This is a genomic window from Streptomyces sp. YJ-C3 (assembly GCF_053891275.1).
Genome location: NZ_CM132685.1, coordinates 8,359,307 through 8,374,680, shown reverse-complemented (window position 1 = coordinate 8,374,680; position 15,374 = coordinate 8,359,307). Strand labels below are relative to the sequence as shown.

Annotated in this window: 11 protein-coding genes; 6 read left to right on the top strand and 5 right to left on the bottom strand. The window is 72.3% G+C overall.

What is annotated here, in order from left to right; genetic code table 11:
• Window positions 1–91: 91 nt before the first annotated feature.
• Window positions 92–1,666, top strand: a complete 1,575-nt coding sequence (locus ACVHNB_RS37925; RefSeq protein WP_456226915.1) for a FadD3 family acyl-CoA ligase — start codon at window positions 92–94, stop codon at window positions 1,664–1,666.
• A 49-nt stretch (window positions 1,667–1,715) separates the two neighbouring features.
• Here the strand turns inward: ACVHNB_RS37925 and ACVHNB_RS37920 are convergent, their stop codons facing one another.
• Window positions 1,716–3,167 carry an MFS transporter gene (locus tag ACVHNB_RS37920; RefSeq protein WP_456226914.1) on the bottom strand — a complete coding sequence of 484 codons (1,452 nt, stop codon included), beginning with the start codon at window positions 3,165–3,167 and terminating at the stop codon, window positions 1,716–1,718.
• A 115-nt stretch (window positions 3,168–3,282) separates the two neighbouring features.
• Between ACVHNB_RS37920 and ACVHNB_RS37915 the strand changes: the two genes are divergently transcribed.
• On the top strand, window positions 3,283–3,882 hold the full coding sequence (locus tag ACVHNB_RS37915) for a TetR/AcrR family transcriptional regulator (protein ID WP_428954060.1): 600 nt from the start codon (window positions 3,283–3,285) through the stop codon (window positions 3,880–3,882).
• Here ACVHNB_RS37915 and ACVHNB_RS37910 read toward each other — a convergent pair.
• Window positions 3,854–4,522 carry a nucleoside/nucleotide kinase family protein gene (locus ACVHNB_RS37910; protein WP_456226913.1) on the bottom strand — a complete coding sequence of 223 codons (669 nt, stop codon included), beginning with the start codon at window positions 4,520–4,522 and terminating at the stop codon, window positions 3,854–3,856. The two genes, ACVHNB_RS37915 and ACVHNB_RS37910, sit on opposite strands and share 29 nt — an antisense overlap.
• 46 nt (window positions 4,523–4,568) lie before the next feature.
• Window positions 4,569–5,312 (bottom strand): DUF4232 domain-containing protein, encoded by a 744-nt coding sequence (locus tag ACVHNB_RS37905; protein WP_456226912.1) that lies wholly within the window; start codon window positions 5,310–5,312, stop codon window positions 4,569–4,571.
• Window positions 5,313–5,499: 187 nt separating this feature from the next.
• Here ACVHNB_RS37905 and ACVHNB_RS37900 point away from each other — a divergent pair, with 187 nt between their 5' ends.
• From ACVHNB_RS37900 to ACVHNB_RS37890, 3 genes are all read left to right on the top strand, one after another.
• Window positions 5,500–6,789 carry a helix-turn-helix domain-containing protein gene (locus ACVHNB_RS37900; protein WP_456226911.1) on the top strand — a complete coding sequence of 430 codons (1,290 nt, stop codon included), beginning with the start codon at window positions 5,500–5,502 and terminating at the stop codon, window positions 6,787–6,789.
• 115 nt (window positions 6,790–6,904) lie between these two features.
• The gene (locus tag ACVHNB_RS37895; RefSeq protein WP_428954065.1) at window positions 6,905–8,101 is read left to right on the top strand and encodes an aminotransferase-like domain-containing protein; all 1,197 of its coding nucleotides are present in this window, start codon (window positions 6,905–6,907) and stop codon (window positions 8,099–8,101) included.
• 152 nt (window positions 8,102–8,253) lie between these two features.
• A complete protein-coding gene (locus ACVHNB_RS37890; protein ID WP_428954066.1) occupies window positions 8,254–9,198 on the top strand; it encodes a hypothetical protein in 945 nt (314 codons plus the stop codon).
• A 57-nt stretch (window positions 9,199–9,255) separates the two neighbouring features.
• On the opposite strand, the gene argS is transcribed toward ACVHNB_RS37890, so the two are convergent.
• A complete protein-coding gene (gene argS / locus ACVHNB_RS37885; protein WP_456226910.1) occupies window positions 9,256–11,016 on the bottom strand; it encodes an arginine--tRNA ligase in 1,761 nt (586 codons plus the stop codon).
• 112 nt (window positions 11,017–11,128) lie between these two features.
• Window positions 11,129–13,438 carry a PA14 domain-containing protein gene (locus tag ACVHNB_RS37880; RefSeq protein WP_456226909.1) on the bottom strand — a complete coding sequence of 770 codons (2,310 nt, stop codon included), beginning with the start codon at window positions 13,436–13,438 and terminating at the stop codon, window positions 11,129–11,131.
• A gap of 152 nt (window positions 13,439–13,590) precedes the next feature.
• On the opposite strand from ACVHNB_RS37880, the gene lysS reads away from it, so the two are divergent.
• Window positions 13,591–15,333, top strand: a complete 1,743-nt coding sequence (lysS, locus tag ACVHNB_RS37875; RefSeq protein ID WP_456226908.1) for a lysine--tRNA ligase — start codon at window positions 13,591–13,593, stop codon at window positions 15,331–15,333.
• Window positions 15,334–15,374: the final 41 nt, after the last annotated feature.

The following is a 15,374-nucleotide window of genomic DNA, read 5'->3' as shown; positions in this document are numbered from 1 at the left end:
GGCACCCCCACCTGGATCCCTGTACTGACAGCGCGTCAGGCTACAGCTAATCTGACGGATAGTCAGCTATGCCGTTGTGGGAGGTCGCTCGATGCGTACGGATGGCGAGTGGGGAACGATCCCGGAGCTGGTGCGGGACGCGGCCGAGCGGCACGGCGGCCGGGAGGCGGTCGTCGACGGGCGCACCCGGATCACGTACGCGGAGCTCGGCGAGCGGGTGGAGCGGGCCGCCGCGGCCTGTCTGGCCACCGGTGTCGAGCCCGCCGACCGCGTCGCGATCTGGGCCCCGAACACCCTCGACTGGATCGTCTCGGCGCTCGGCGCGGTGACCGCGGGCGCCGTCCTCGTCCCCCTCAACACCCGCTTCAAGGGCACCGAGGCCGCCGACATCCTGGCCCGCTCCCGGGCCCGGCTCCTCTTCGTCACCGGCACCTTCCTCGGCACGTCGTACGTGGCCTCACTGCGCCGCGCGCACCAGGCCGGGGCCGAACTGCCCTGCCTGGAACAGGTGGTGGTGCTCGGCGACAGCGCGCCCGACGTGCCCGGATACCGCACGTGGAAGGAGTTCCTGGCGGCCGGGGACGAGGTGACGGGGCAGGAGGTGCGGGAGCGCTCCGCCACGATCGCCCCCTCCTGGCCGTCGGACATCATCTTCACGTCCGGCACGACCGGGCGGCCCAAGGGCGCGGTCATCACCCACCTGCAGACGCTGCGCGGCTACGAGATCTGGTCGGAGCTGGCCGGGCTGCGCGAGGGCGACCGCTATCTGATCGTGAACCCCTTCTTCCACACCTTCGGCTACAAAGCGGGGATCATCGCCTGCCTGATGCGCGGCGCGACGATGGTCCCGCAGCCCGTCTTCAACGTGGACACGGCCCTGGCCAACATCGCGGCCGAACGCATCTCCGTCCTCCCCGGCCCGCCCACCCTGCACCAGTCCCTGCTCGACCATCCGGGCCGCGACGCCCACGACCTGTCGGCGCTGCGGCTCGTCGTGACGGGGGCGGCCGTGGTGCCGTTGCGGCTGGTCGAGCGGTTGCGCGGCGAACTGCACATCGACACGGTGCTCACCGCGTACGGGCTGTCGGAGGCCAGCGGCATCGTCACGATGTGCCGGCGCGGCGACCCGGCCGAGCTGATCGCGGAGACCTCGGGGCGGGCCATCCCCGGCACCGAGGTCCGCGTGGAGTCGGCCGGGCCGGGCGAACCCGGGGAGGTCCTGGTCCGCGGGTTCAACGTCATGCGGGAGTACTTCGAGGACCCGGCCGCGACGGCGGAGGCGGTCACGGCGGACGGCTGGCTGCGCACGGGCGACGTCGGGGTGATGGACGCCGACGGCTATCTCCGGATCACCGACCGCATCAAGGACATGTTCATCGTCGGCGGCTTCAACGCGTACCCGGCGGAGATAGAGCAGCTGCTGGGCCTGCACCCGGGCGTCGCCGACGTCGCGGTGGTGGGTGTGCCGGACGGGCGGCTCGGTGAGGTGGGCAGGGCGTACGTGGTGCGGCGCCGGGACACGGTGCTCACCGGCGACGACCTGATCGCGTGGGCCCGGCGCGAGATGGCGAACTTCAAGGTGCCGCGCTCCGTCGAGTTCGTCACGGAGCTGCCGCGGAACGCGAGCGGGAAGGTGGTGAAGCGGGAGCTGCGGCGGGGGGCTTGAGCGGGGCCGGGCCCGGGCCCGGCCCCGCGGTCGTCGGTCGCGCCCGGCCTCAGTGGCCGTGCGGCTCCTCGGGGGCGCGGCGGGGCAGCAGTCGCAGGGCCGGGAGGCAGGCCGCGGTGACGGCCAGGACCACGATCAGCGAGACGGTCATGGCGTGGGCGGGGGCGCCGGTGTGGAAGTAGACCGTGGTGACGACGGCCGAGCCGAGGCCGTTGGCCAGCTGCTGGACCGCGGTCAGGGAGCCGCTCGCGCTGCCCGCCTCGTCGCCGGACACGTCACCGATCGCGATGTCGAAGATCGTGCCGAAGCAGCAGCCCATGCCGAGGCCGGTCACGAAGACGGCCGGGGCCATCGTCCACAGGGACAGCGAGGTGCCCTGCGCGAGGACCAGGGCGAGCAGCCAGCCGCCGCCCGCGAGGGACAGCAGCATGCCGGCCGCGATCAGGTTCCGGCCGAGCTTCTTGGTCAGGCCGCCCATGCTCGCGAACGCCGCGACGATGATGCCGAGGGTGAGGGGGAGCAGGCCGAGCGAGGCGTCGGCGGGGCTCGCGCCGAGGCCCTGCTGCATGAAGAGGGAGATCACGTAGAGCAGGCCGGACGTCACGGCGAAGTAGAGCAGCCCGACGAACAGGCCCGAGGTGAAGCCCTTGTTGTGGAACAGGGACGGCTTGATCAGGGGTTCGGGGGCGGTGTGCTGGCGGCGGGCGAACAGCGCGAGGAACACGGCGCCGACGAGGAGCGAGCCGATCGACAGGACGCCCCAGCCGTTCGTGGAGCCTTCGATGAGGCCCAGCATCAGGCCGAACATGGTCACGGCCAGCAGCGCGGAGCCGCGCCCGTCGACCGTCACCGAGCGGTCGCCCTCGTCGTGCGGCAGCAGCTTCGCCGCCGCGAGGACGCCGAGGGTGCCGAGGACCAGGTTGATCAGGAAGACCGGGCGCCAGGACAGCCCGGCGACATCGGCGTCGATGAGGAACCCGGCGAGGATCGGGCCGCCCACCGTGGACAGGCCGAGCAGCGGGCCGAACAGGTTGAACGCCTTGCCCATCTGCTCCCGCGAGAAGTTCCGGGCCATGATCGCCATGCCCTGCGGGATGAGCAGCGCGCCGAAGGCGCCCTGGAGCACGCGCGCCACGATCAGCAGCGCCGGGTCGGGGGAGAGTCCGCAGACGGCGGAGGCGAGCGTGAAGCCCGTCATGCCGACGAGGAAGAGGCGGCGCTGACCGAACTTGTCGCCGAGCCGGCCGCCGATCACCAGGAGCACGCCCATGGCGAGCGCGTAGGACGAGCCGAGCCACTTGATCAGGGCCTCGCCGCCGCCGATGTCGCCGACGATCGTGGGCGCCGCGATGTTGGTGACCGTGGAATCGATCATGTCGAGCGCGTCGGCCAGCAGGACGAGCGCGAGGACCACCCAGAAGGCGGCCTTGGAGAGCGTGGCGGCGGGGGTCGTGGGAGATCCCGCCCCCGCCGTCTCCGCGGGGTTGGTCGTGGACGTCATGGCGGGCTCCTTCCGGGTGGTGTGACGGCCTCCATCTCAGAAAAACATAGTGACTACGAAAACGCAATCGCTACGACTTTGAAGTGGCTAGGGGAGCTCTGGGTATGCTGGGGCCATGACGCAGACGCAAGCGAAGGCGGCGGCCCCGGGCCGTCGGGAGCGGAAGAAGGCGGCCACCCGCAAGGCGCTGTCCGACGCGGCCCTGAGCCTGTTCCTGGAGCGTGGCTACGACGACGTGAAGGTGGCCGAGATCGCGGCCGCCGCCGACACCGCGCTGACCACGCTGTTCGCGCACTTCCCCGGCGGAAAGGAAGCGCTCATCCTCGGCGACAGCGAGGAGCGGCAGGCGTCACTGGAGCGGGCGGTGCGCGAGCGCGGGGAGGGGGTGTCCGTCCTCGACGCGCTGCACTCGTTCATGGCCGGGCGCGGCATGTTCTCCGACGACCTCGACAACGAGTTCCGGCGCAGGCTGGACCTCGTGGTCAACACGCCCGCGCTGCGCCGCTACGCCCGCACCCTGTGGGTGAACTGCGAGGGCGCGCTGGCCCGGGTCGTCGCCGAGGAGACGGACCAGGACGCCGGTGACGTCTCGCTGCGCATCCTGGCGCGCTACGTCCTGGAACTGCCGGATCTCGTCGCCACCGACCCGGCGCCGCGGGACTCGCTGGCCGCCGCGTTCGAGCACTTCAGGCGCGGCTGGCCCGCCCTGGCGTGACCAGGCGCCCGGCGTCCAGGTCCACGACCAGATCGGCCCGGTCCCGGCCGGGAGCGACGCGGCGGGCGTTCGCCTCGTCCGAGCGCAGCACCCAGTCGCGGGCGAACGACGGGGACTTGCCGAAGGCGACATGGCGCGCGACGAGCCGCTCCACCCGCACCCCGTCGTCCACGGCCACCCACCACACCTCGTCGAGCAGCGGCCGCACCGCCGTGGACCACGGCTCCTCGTCCAGCAGCAGGTAATTGCCCTCGGTCACGATCAGCGGGACGTCCAGCGGCACCGGCAGCGCCCCCGCCACCGGCTGCTCCCACTCCCGCTCGAAGGACGGCGCGTACACCGTCTCGCCGTGCTCCGGCGCCCGCAGCCGCGCGAGCAGCGCCGCGTACCCGTACGCGTCGAACGTGTCGGGTGCGCCCTTGCGGTCCGCCCGTCCCAGCCGGGCCAGTTCGGCGTCGGCGAGATGGAAGCCGTCCATCGGTACGAGCGCGGCCACACCGTCCAGGGCCCGCACGAGCGCCTCGGCGAGCGTGGACTTCCCGGCGCCGGGCGGCCCCGCGACGCCGAGGACACGGCGGGGGCCCGACGAGGCCAGGGTCCGTGCGCGGGCGGCCAGTTCATCGACGTACGGAGAGGGCATGGGCCCGAGCCTCTCAGGTCCGCCGGGCCCGCTCCAAGCGGTCCCGTCACCAGGACAGGGCGTCGTCCATCGACGACTGCCAGTACGTGACCTCGACCGAGTCGTCGAGGTAGACGCCCTTGGCCGGGAGGGCCGGGTGCGCGGCCGGGCCGTCGTGGCCGGACAGGCCGCCGCGGCCCGCGAAGTACACCGAGAGGGACTTCGCCGTGTAGCCGTTGGAGCCACTGCCGTCCGTCGCGGACAGGGCGACGCCCGCGTAGCCGGACTCGCCGGGCGCGAGGGTGACCACGGCCTGCGGCCGGGAGTCCTCGATCACCGGCGGCACGGACTGCGCCTCGCCGAACTTCACCGCCGGGTAGTAGTACAGGTCGCAGAGCGTGGACCCGGTGTTGGTGACCGTGAGGAGCATGTGGTTCACCGGGCGGTTGACCGGCGCGGCCGTCGTCCTGGTGCGGGAGCCGTCGCACACGGCCCGCTTGCCGGAGGCCGCGGGCTTCGACGCGGCGGGCTTCGACGCGTCCGGCTTCGCGTCGCCGGGCTTGGAGACCGCGGGCTTCGAGGCGGCGGGCCGCGCATCGGCCGGGCCGGGCTTCGCGTCCGACGCGGCGGAGGCGGAGGCGGAACCGGCCGGGTCGGCGGACCTGCCGGCCCCGGCCGACGCCGACGGGCCCTCGTCCTTGACGCCCGAACCGTCGTCGCACGCGGTCAGCGAGAACGCGGCGAGTGCGACGCCCGCGGCGGCGGTGGCGAGACGGGCACGGCGGACACGGCGGGTACGGATGCTGGACATGCGGGAGATCCCCTTCGGTGCTGCGGTGGGTGTGGTGCTTGGATGGCAAGAGCTTGTGCGGTGATCCGTCCCAACCGCCACGATCCACGGGCAGTTCGGGACGCTGGAACGCCGAAACGGGCTCTGACCAGGGAGAACGCAGGCCGCCTGGAACGCTCGGGTGGGACACGGGGGAGTGGAGGAACGGGTGTCAGGGGACTCTGCGGAAGGCGCCGGGGACGGTTTCGCGACGCTGCTGCGCGAGCTGAAGGACCGCTCGGGGCTCAGCTACGGGACACTCGCCAAGCGCCTGCACCTGAGCACGTCGACGCTGCACCGCTACTGCAACGGCACGGCGGTACCGGCCGACTACGCCCCGGTGGAACGCCTCGCGCGGCTGTGCCGGGCGAGGCCGCAGGAACTCGTCGAACTGCACCGCCGCTGGATCCTGGCGGACGCGGCGCGAGGGCGCCGGGCGGGAGCGGCCCCGGACGGCGGCGGTGACGCCGCCGACGAGGGAGCCGGGACGGCCGCCGTCACACCGGCACCCGCTCCCGGCGCTCCGGAGGGCGACGCCGACGCGCCCCGCGATCTGCCCGGCGCCCCCGAACCCCGGGCCCGCCGCAAACGCACCGCCCTCATCGCCGCCGTCGCCGCGGCCGCCGTCCTCGGCGCCGTCGCCCTCGCCGTGAAGCTGCCCTCCGGCGGCGGGGGCAGCGACGAACAGGCCGTCGGCGCGACCTCCCCGGCCGACCCGGGCGCCGGCGGAGAACGGCACGCGTCCCGTACCCCGTCACCGTCCGGCTCCGCGAGCGCGTCGAGGTCCGCCCCGGCCGAGGACAGCACCGCCCCGTCCGCCCCGGGCACACCCTCCCGCTCCACCGGCGGCGCCACCGGCACCCCGCTCACCGTCGCCACCCGCCCCTACGTCTACGACAGCCCGTGCAGCCAGCACTTCCTCGTCGACAGCGAACCGGCCCAGGTCGGCCCGCCCGCGGACGAGCAGGGCGCCGCGCGCTGGGCCGCCGCGTACGGCGCGGTCTCCTCCGGCGAGCAGCGCCTCGCCCTCACCGTGCAGGGCACCGGCGCCGACACGGTCGTCCTGGAGGCCCTGCACGTCAACGTCGTCAGCACCGGCGCCCCGCTCGCCTGGAACGACTACTCGATGGGCGTCGGCTGCGGCGGCGGCGTCGAGACGAAGTCGTTCGACGTGAACCTGGACGCCGCGAATCCGGCCGCCGGTGTCAAGAACGGGCAGCGCGACTTCCCGTACAAGGTCAGCGAGTCCGACCCCGAGGTCTTCTACGTCACCGCGCACACCAAGGCCCACGACGTCCGCTGGAACCTGAGCCTGGAGTGGTCCAGCGGCGACCGCCGCGGCACCGTGCGCATCGACAACGACGGCACCTCGTTCCGCACCAGCGCCGACACCGGCCGCCCCGGCTACGACTATCCGCTGGGCGGCGGCGAATGGACCGAGCGCGTGGAACAGCAGTAGCCGGACCCGGACCGGCCTGTCCGCCCTGTCCGGATCGCGAAAACGGTATGTGCACAGGGCACGGACCTCTTTAAGGTCGCGGAAAGCCGTCCGCCGGGAAGGAATCCGCCGCACCATGACCGCCACCGTGCCACCCGCCCCGCTCGCCGCCCGCGTCACCGCCACCGGGGGCTCCCCGATCCGGGACATCCTGGCGGTGACGGCCCGGCCCGCGTTCATCAACTTCGCGGGCGGCCTCCCCGCACCCGAACTCTTCGACACCGACGGCATCGCGGCCGCCTTCGACGACGTCCTCACCCACGATCCGGGCCGCGCCCTGCAGTACTCCACCACCGAGGGCGAACCCGCCCTGCGCGAGGCGCTCGCCGACCGCACGACGGCCCGCGGCCTGCCGACCGCCGCCGACGACCTCCTCGTCACCACCGGCTCGCAGCAGGCCCTCTCGCTCCTGGCGACGGCCCTGCTCGACCCGGGCGACACCGTCCTCGTCGAAAGCCCCTGCTATCTGGCGGCACTTCAGTCCTTCGGCTTCGCCGGCGCCCGCGTCGTCGGCGTCCCCTGCGACGACGACGGGCTCGACCCCGAGGCCCTCGACGCCCTCGCCGCCGAACACCGCCCCAAGCTCCTCTACACCGTCCCCACCTTCCAGAACCCCACCGGCCGCACCCTGCCGGCCGCCCGCCGCGCCGCCGTCGCCGAGGTCGCGGCCCGCCGCGGACTGTGGATCGTCGAGGACGACCCGTACGGCGAACTCCGCTTCGAGGGCGAGCGCGTGCCCTGGATCGCCACGTACGAAGGCGCCCGCGACCGCACCGTGCTCCTCGGCTCGTTCTCCAAGGTCATGGCGCCCGGCCTGCGCCTGGGCTGGCTGCGGGCGCCGAAGGAACTCCGCCGCGCCTGCGCCGTCGCCAAGCAGGCCGCCGACCTGCACACCCCGACCGTCAACCAGCTCGCCGCCGCACGGTACTTGGCAACCCGGGACCTCGACGCGCACGTCACGAAGGTCGCCGAGCAGTACGGCACCCGCCGCGACGCGATGCTCGCGGGCCTGCCCGACGCCCTCCCCGACGGCTCCACCTGGACCCGCCCCGAAGGCGGCATGTTCCTGTGGGCCCGGCTGCCCGACAGCCCCGGAAACGACACAACCGCCCTGCTGAGCAAGGCGGTTGAGCAAGAAGTCGCCTACGTCCCCGGCGCACCGTTCTACGCCGGCGCACCCGACCCCCGCACCCTCCGGCTCTGCTACGTGACACAGACGCCGGAGGAGATCGCGGAGGGGCTGCGCCGACTGGGGCGCGCCCTGCGCTCATGAAGGGGCCCCGGCAGACGTCCTGGGCGAGGCGTGACTGGGTCAAGTCCCGCCAAATTCCAAGAGAGTTCATGAAATCGATCGTGTGTTCGTGATTACGTGAGGCGTGGGTGCCCACCGCGGGTACCCGTACGCATGTGAAGGGGGAGGCATCCGTGCCCAGACGCACAGGATGGCGCCGCACACTGGCCGGTCTGCTCGCCGGACTCGCCACGACGATCGGCCTCACCACGGCCCTCGCCGCACCCGCGAGCGCCGCCGCGGCACCGGTCGCGATCACGAAGTACAGCTACACCAGCCAGGCCGGTGACTACATCGGCGGCGGCGCCTCGGCGTCGTTCACGCCGCAGAACGCCACCGTCACGGCGGGGGGATCTGCCGAGTACGTCCGCTTCCGCGTCTCGACCGACACCACCTGGTGGGACGTCGAACTCGCCGCTCCCACCGGCGAGAAGCTCCACCCCGGCGTCTACCGCAACGCCGAGCGCGCCCCGTTCCGCACCGGCCGCTCGCCGGGCCTGGACGTCTCCGGCGACGGGCGCGGCTGCAACGAGGTCTACGGCCAGTTCTCGGTCAACCAGATCGCGACGGACGACTCCGGCGCGATCACCCTCCTGGACGCCACGTACACCCAGCACTGCGAGCGCGCCGACGCGCCCGCGCTGAAGGGCACGGTCAAGTACCGGGCCTACCCGCTGTCGTACGCGTACACCAGCGACGCCGACGACTACATCGGCCAGGGCGCGGCCCAGACGCACACCGGCGCGACCAGCACCTTCGGCCTGTCCGGCTACGGCGACGGCGTGCAGTACTCCGTCTCGGGCAAGCGCGAGGACTGGACGGCGCTCATCACCCCGCCCGACGGCGAACAGCTCACCGCAGGCACCACCTACCGCACCGAGCGCTCCCACGGCCCCGGCGTCGCCGGACTCGACGTCTTCGGCAACGGCCGCGGCTGCAACCAGAGCACCGGCGAACTGACCGTCACCAAGCTGACGCGCGGCGACGACGGCACCGTGCGGGCGTTCGCCGCGACCTACGTCCAGCACTGTGAGGGCGGTACCTCCGCCCTGCGCGGGACCATCCACTACTACGCCTGAGCCCGAGCACGCCGAAGGCCCCGGCACGGTCTCGTGCCGGGGCCCTCGGACCGCGCGTCAGAGCTTCTCGGGGGTCCGGATGCCCAGCAGGGCCATGCCCTGGTGGAGCGTCCGGGCCGTCAGGTCGCACAGGAACAGACGGTTCTCCACCTGCTCCGCCGTGTCGGCCTTCAGCACCGGGCACTTGTCGTAGAACGACGTGTACAGCGAGGCCAGCTGGTACAGGTACGCGGCCAGCTTGTGCGGCGCGTACTCGGCCGCCGCCTCGTAGACCAGGTCGCCGAACGCGTCCAGGTGCAGGCCCAGGGACCGCTCCGCCGGGGCGAGCGCGACCTCTGGGTGCGCGGCGGGACGCGTCTCGCCCGCCTTGCGCAGGATCGACTGGATACGGGCGTACGCGTACTGCAGGTACACGCTCGTGTCGCCGTTCAGCGACACCATCTGGTCCAGATCGAACTTGTAGTCCCGGTTCGCCGACGTCGACAGGTCCGCGTACTTCACCGCGCCGATGCCGACCTGCGCGGCCCGCTCCTGGATCTCGTCCTCGGTGAGGTCCATCGCCTTCTCCCGGACGACCTCGGCGGCCCGCTGCACGGCCTCGTCCAGCAGGTCCTCCAGGCGCACCGTCTCGCCCTCACGCGTCTTGAACGGCTTGCCGTCCGCGCCGAGCACCGTGCCGTAGCCCATGTTGTGGGCCGTGACGTCGTCGCTCAGCCAGCCCGCCCGGCGGGCCGTCTCGAAGACCATCTTGAAGTGCAGCGACTGGCGCACGTCCACGACGTAGATCAGCGACGTGGCGTGCAGGTCGACGACGCGGTTGCGGATCGCGGAGAGGTCGGACGCCGCGTAGCCGAAGCCGCCGTCCTTCTTCTGCACGATCAGCGGCACCGGCTGGTCGTCCTTGCCCTTGATGTCGTCGAAGAAGACGACGAGCGCGCCCTCGGAGCGGACGGCGACGCCCGACTCCTCAAGGAGGCGCGCGGTCTCCGCCATCATGTCGTTGTACGCGGACTCGCCGACGATCTCGTCGTCGCGGATCTCCATGTCGAGCTTCTCGAAGACCGAGTAGAAGTAGACCTTCGACTCGTCCACGAACCGCTGCCACAGGTCGAGGGTCTCCTTGTCCCCGGACTGCAGTGCGACGACCCGCTTGCGGGCCCGCTCCTTGAACTCCTCGTCCGCGTCGAAGACCGCACGGGAGGCCTTGTAGATCCGGTTCAGGTTCGACATGGCCTGCTCGCCGTCGACCTCGTCGGCCGGGGCCAGCTCGTCCGGGTTCTCGATCAGGTACTGGATGAGCATGCCGAACTGGGTGCCCCAGTCCCCGATGTGGTGCCGGCCGATCGTCTGCTCGCCGGTGAAGTCGAGCATGCCGCGCAGCGCGTCACCGATGACCGCCGAGCGCAGGTGGCCGACGTGCATCTCCTTCGCCACGTTCGGCTGGGCGTAGTCGATGACCGTGACGCCCGGCTGCTCCTTCAGCGGCACACCGAGCCGGTCGCCGTCGGCGGCGCGGGCCGCGAGCGTCTCGGTGATCGCCCGGTCGGTGACCGTGACGTTCAGGAAGCCGGGGCCGGAGACCTCGACGTCGGCGAGCAGATCGCCGCTGACGATCTTCTCGACGACCTGGGTGGCCAGCTCCCGCGGGTTCGCCTTCGCCTTCTTGGCGAGGGCCAGGATCCCGTTGGCCTGGTAGTCGGCCCGGTCGCTACGTCGCAGCAGCGGGTCCGCGCCCGCACCGGCCTCGGGGAGGGCGGCGCTGAGGGCGTCGGCGAGACGCTGGTTGACGGAGGACGTGAGGGACGTGACCGAGGCCATGGAGTAGATGCCGTTCCGCTCGTAGGAGTCAGGAGGAGAAAACTCCTCCAGTCTCCCACGGGGGCGGACGGGCGGTCGCATGGATTCCCGCCCGCCCCCGGTGGCCGCTGCGTCAGGGCGCGGGCGCCAGCGCCACGGCCGCGAGCGCCGGAGCCGACTCGGTGCCGTCCGCGTACACCGCGCTCACGCGGTAGTAGGCGGTGGTACCGGCCGGGGCGTGCTCGTCACGGTAGTGCCGGAACTGCTCCGCGTTCGGGTTCTCCAGCGCGCCCTCGGCGATGCGCTCGTACGCGCCCGCGGCCCGGTCCCAGCGGTAGACCCGGTAGCCCGTGGCGCCGTCGAGCGTGTCCCAGTTCAGGGCCACGTCACCGGCGTTCGCCGTGGCGTCGAAACCGGCCACCGGGGAGCCCGGCGCGGTCGCCTCGGCGGGCCGGCTGTCCTGCTCGGTCGCGTAGACGGTGACGGCCTCGGTGTAGTTGTTCGCACCGTCGACCGCGCGCAGTTCCCAGCAGCGCTCCTCGCCGTCCGGCAGGCCCGACGTGTCCTGGAAGGACGTGACACCGCCCTTCAGGACCTCGGTGTTGCCGGACCCGCAGGTCCGCACCCCGTCGACCGTCTCCGGACGGCCCGCGCGCAGCCAGTACGAGCGGATGTCGGCGGCCGTGGAGGCGTCCCAGCGCAGGGCCGTGCCCCACGGCTCGGAGGTGGCGGTGAAGCCCGCCGGCACGGGCGGCGCGGTGGTGTCCTCGTACCGCACGGCCTTGAAATCGGTCGAGGTCACGCCGTTCGCGGCCACCGCGAGCACGGTGACATACCGGTCCGACGAGCCGCCGAAGTCGGTGAGGAGGCAGCCGTACTCGACGAACGCGGAGGTGCTGAGGATCTCCTTCGGCTCGCAGGCGCGCAGCGTGGTGCGGACCGTGGAGACGGCGGTGCCGGAGTAGACCCGGAAGCCGCCGCTGTGATCGTTGTCCGCCGCCACCCTGAAGCGCAGCTCCGGCCGGCCGTCCGCGTCCGGGCGCAGGTACACGGGCAGGGCCGGCGCCACCTGCCGGCGGGAGGTGGTCCTCACCCCGGCGGAGCGGTGCCCGGCCGCGTCGACGGCGTACACGGTGTACGTACGGGTGACGCCCGGCTTCGCCGTGGTGTCGCGGTACTCGGCGGCCGTGGCGGTGCCCAGCAGGGCCGGGCTCGCGCTGCCGTCGGCGCCGTACACCTGCCAGCGCACGGCGTCGTCGGACGGCGCGCTCCACGTCAGCTCGACCTTGTCGGTGTCCGCCTTGGCCGCGAGGCCCGTCACCGCGCCCGGCGCCGTCGTGTCCGGCGTGGTCACCGCGACGGGCGTGGTGCGCGCCGAGGTGTTGCCGGCCGCGTCGGTGGCCGTCGCCGCGTAGTAGTACGTCTGCTTCTCGGCGGGCGTCTCGTCGTACAGGTACTGCTCACCCGGCGTCTTGCGCAGATCCATGGTGGCGACCTTGGCGAACGGGCCCGCCGCGGCCGTGGCGCGCCACAGCGTGAAGACGGGGCCGTCGGACGCCTGCACCTGGCCCAGCCAGACGTTGACGCGCGGCGCGCCCTGGACCGTGGAGACCGAGACGTCCGAGGCACCCACGTACGGGACCGCCGGGGCCGTCGTGTCCGGCGGGGTGACCCACGGGCCGCAGGCGGTGGCGCCGTAGTTCGTCCACTTGTCGACGGCCTGGACGCAGAACCGGTACTTCTGGCCGTCCTTCGGCAGCGTGTACGACGTGCTGGTGCCGGTCGTCGTCCAGCGCGACACCCCGGTCGTGGCGGTCTCCACCAGGACCCGGTAGTGGGCGATGTCCAGCTCGCGGTTCTTGGTCCAGCTCGCGTTCGCCTTACCGGTCGCCGTGTCGTACGTGGCCTTGATGCCGGTCGGCGCGAGCGGCGCCTTGCTGTCGGACGAGGCCGGCCAGGTGAACTTCACCCGGGACAGGCCCGTCCAGTTCACGTGGTCGACGCGGACGGTGTGGCTGCCCGAGCCGATGCAGAACGTGCCCGGCACGCTGTTGCCGGCGTCACCGGTGTTCGTCCACTTGTTCACCTTGCGCACGCCGTCCACGTACAGCCGCAGGCCGTCCGTACCGGCGAGGCGGTAGGTGAAGCAGCCGCCCGAACCGAAGTCGCGGGTGAGCGACCAGCGGACGGAGAAGTTGTTCGTGGCCATCCCGGAGAGCGGCGCGCCGGTCCACTTCTGGTCGACGGTGGTGTCGCAGTCCGTCTTCTTCGGCGTGCCGGAGAACGAGGTATTCGTGTAGAACGTCCGCTTGAAAGTGGTGTCGCCGCAGGTCACGGCGGCCGCGGCGGAGGGCGCCGCGAGGAGGACGCAGGCCGACGGCAGGGCCATCGCAAGGCCGGCGGCCCCCAGGCGCAGCCCTGCACGGAATCTGTCTGTGATCACGGTGTGAGGACACGCGTGGGGCCCCTGAGGTTGTACGGCGGACCTATCCGTTTTCCGGCAGGAACCGTCGCGGGTGACAATGGGCGGCGGGCCCGTCGGCGCACCGACGGAACCAGGTCTGAGAAGAACGAGGAAAGAAGGACGTGCCGACCGTGGCTGACAGCAGCGCTCAGAGCGCCCAGCACGCCGACTGGGTGTCGCGATACGCGGACGAGGTCATCGCCGAGTCGGAGCGCCGCGCCCCGGGCAAACCGGTCGTCGTCGCCTCCGGCCTGTCCCCCTCCGGCCCGATCCACCTGGGCAACCTGCGCGAGGTCATGACCCCGCACCTGGTCGCCGACGAGATCCGCCGCCGCGGCCACGAGGTCAGGCACCTGATCTCCTGGGACGACTTCGACCGCTACCGCAAGGTCCCGAACGGCGTGCCCGGCACCGACGCGTCCTGGGCCGAGCACATCGGCAAGCCGCTCACCTCCGTCCCCGCCCCGGCCGGCTCCGCCTACCCGAACTGGGCCGAGCACTTCAAGGCCGCCATGGTCGAGGCGCTCGGCGCGATGGGCGTCGAGTTCGACGGCATCAGCCAGACCGCGCAGTACACGGCGGGCACCTACCGCGAGCAGATCCTGCACGCCATGAAGCACCGCGGCGACATCGACGCGATCCTCGACCAGTACCGCACCAAGAAGGCCCCCGCCAAGAAGCAGCAGAAGCCGCAGGACGAGGCCGAACTGGAGGCCGCCGAGGGCTCCGGCGCCGCGTCCGAGGACGACGGCAGCGGCGGCACCGGCGGCTACTACCCGTACAAGCCGTTCTGCGGCGAATGCGGCAAGGACCTCACCACCGTCACCTCGTACGACGACGAGACGACCGAGCTGTCCTACACCTGCACCCTCGACGGCTTCACCGAGGCCGTCCGGCTGACCGAGTTCAACCGCGGCAAGCTGGTCTGGAAGGTCGACTGGCCGATGCGCTGGGCCTACGAAGGCGTCATCTTCGAGCCGTCCGGCGTCGACCACTCGTCCCCCGGCTCGTCCTTCCAGGTCGGCGGCCAGATCGTCGGCATCTTCGGCGGCGAGCAGCCCATCGGCCCGATGTACGCCTTCGTCGGCATCAGCGGCATGGCCAAGATGTCCTCGTCCAAGGGCGGGGTCCCGACCCCGGGCGACGCGCTGGAGATCATGGAGCCGCAGATCCTGCGCTGGCTCTACGCCCGCCGCCGCCCCAACCAGTCGTTCAAGATCGCCTTCGACCAGGAGATCCAGCGGCTCTACGACGAGTGGGACAAGCTCGCCGCCAAGGTCGCCGACGACAGCGTCCTGCCCGCGGACGCGGCCGCCTACCACCGCGCCGTCGGCACCGCTGCCGGCGAACTGCCGCGCACCGAACGCCCGCTGCCGTACCGCACGCTCGCCTCCGTCGCCGACGTCACCGCCGGGGACGCCGAGCAGACCCTGCGCATCCTCGCCGAGCTCGACCCGGAGAACCCGGTCACCGACCTCGCCACGGTCCGCCCCCGCCTCGACAAGGCCGAGGCCTGGATCACCAAGTACGTGCCCGCCGAATCGCGCACCATCGTGCGGACCGAACCGGACACGGAAGCGCTGGCCGCCCTCGACGAGCCGTCCCGCGAATCGATCCGCCTCCTCCTCGAAGGCCTCGACGAGCACTGGTCGCTCGACGGTCTGACCCACCACGTCTACGGCGTCCCCAAGGTGCAGGCCGGCTTCCCCGCCGACGCCACCGCCAAGGAACTGCCGCCGGAGATCAAGACCGCCCAGCGCTCGTTCTTCGCGCTGCTCTACCACCTGCTGGTCGGCCGCGACACCGGCCCGCGCCTGCCCACGCTGCTGCTCGCCGTCGGCGCGGACCGCGTCCGCAAGCTGCTCGGCGCCTGAGCGGCACACGCAGAACCGAAGGGGCGGCACCGGAATCCCGG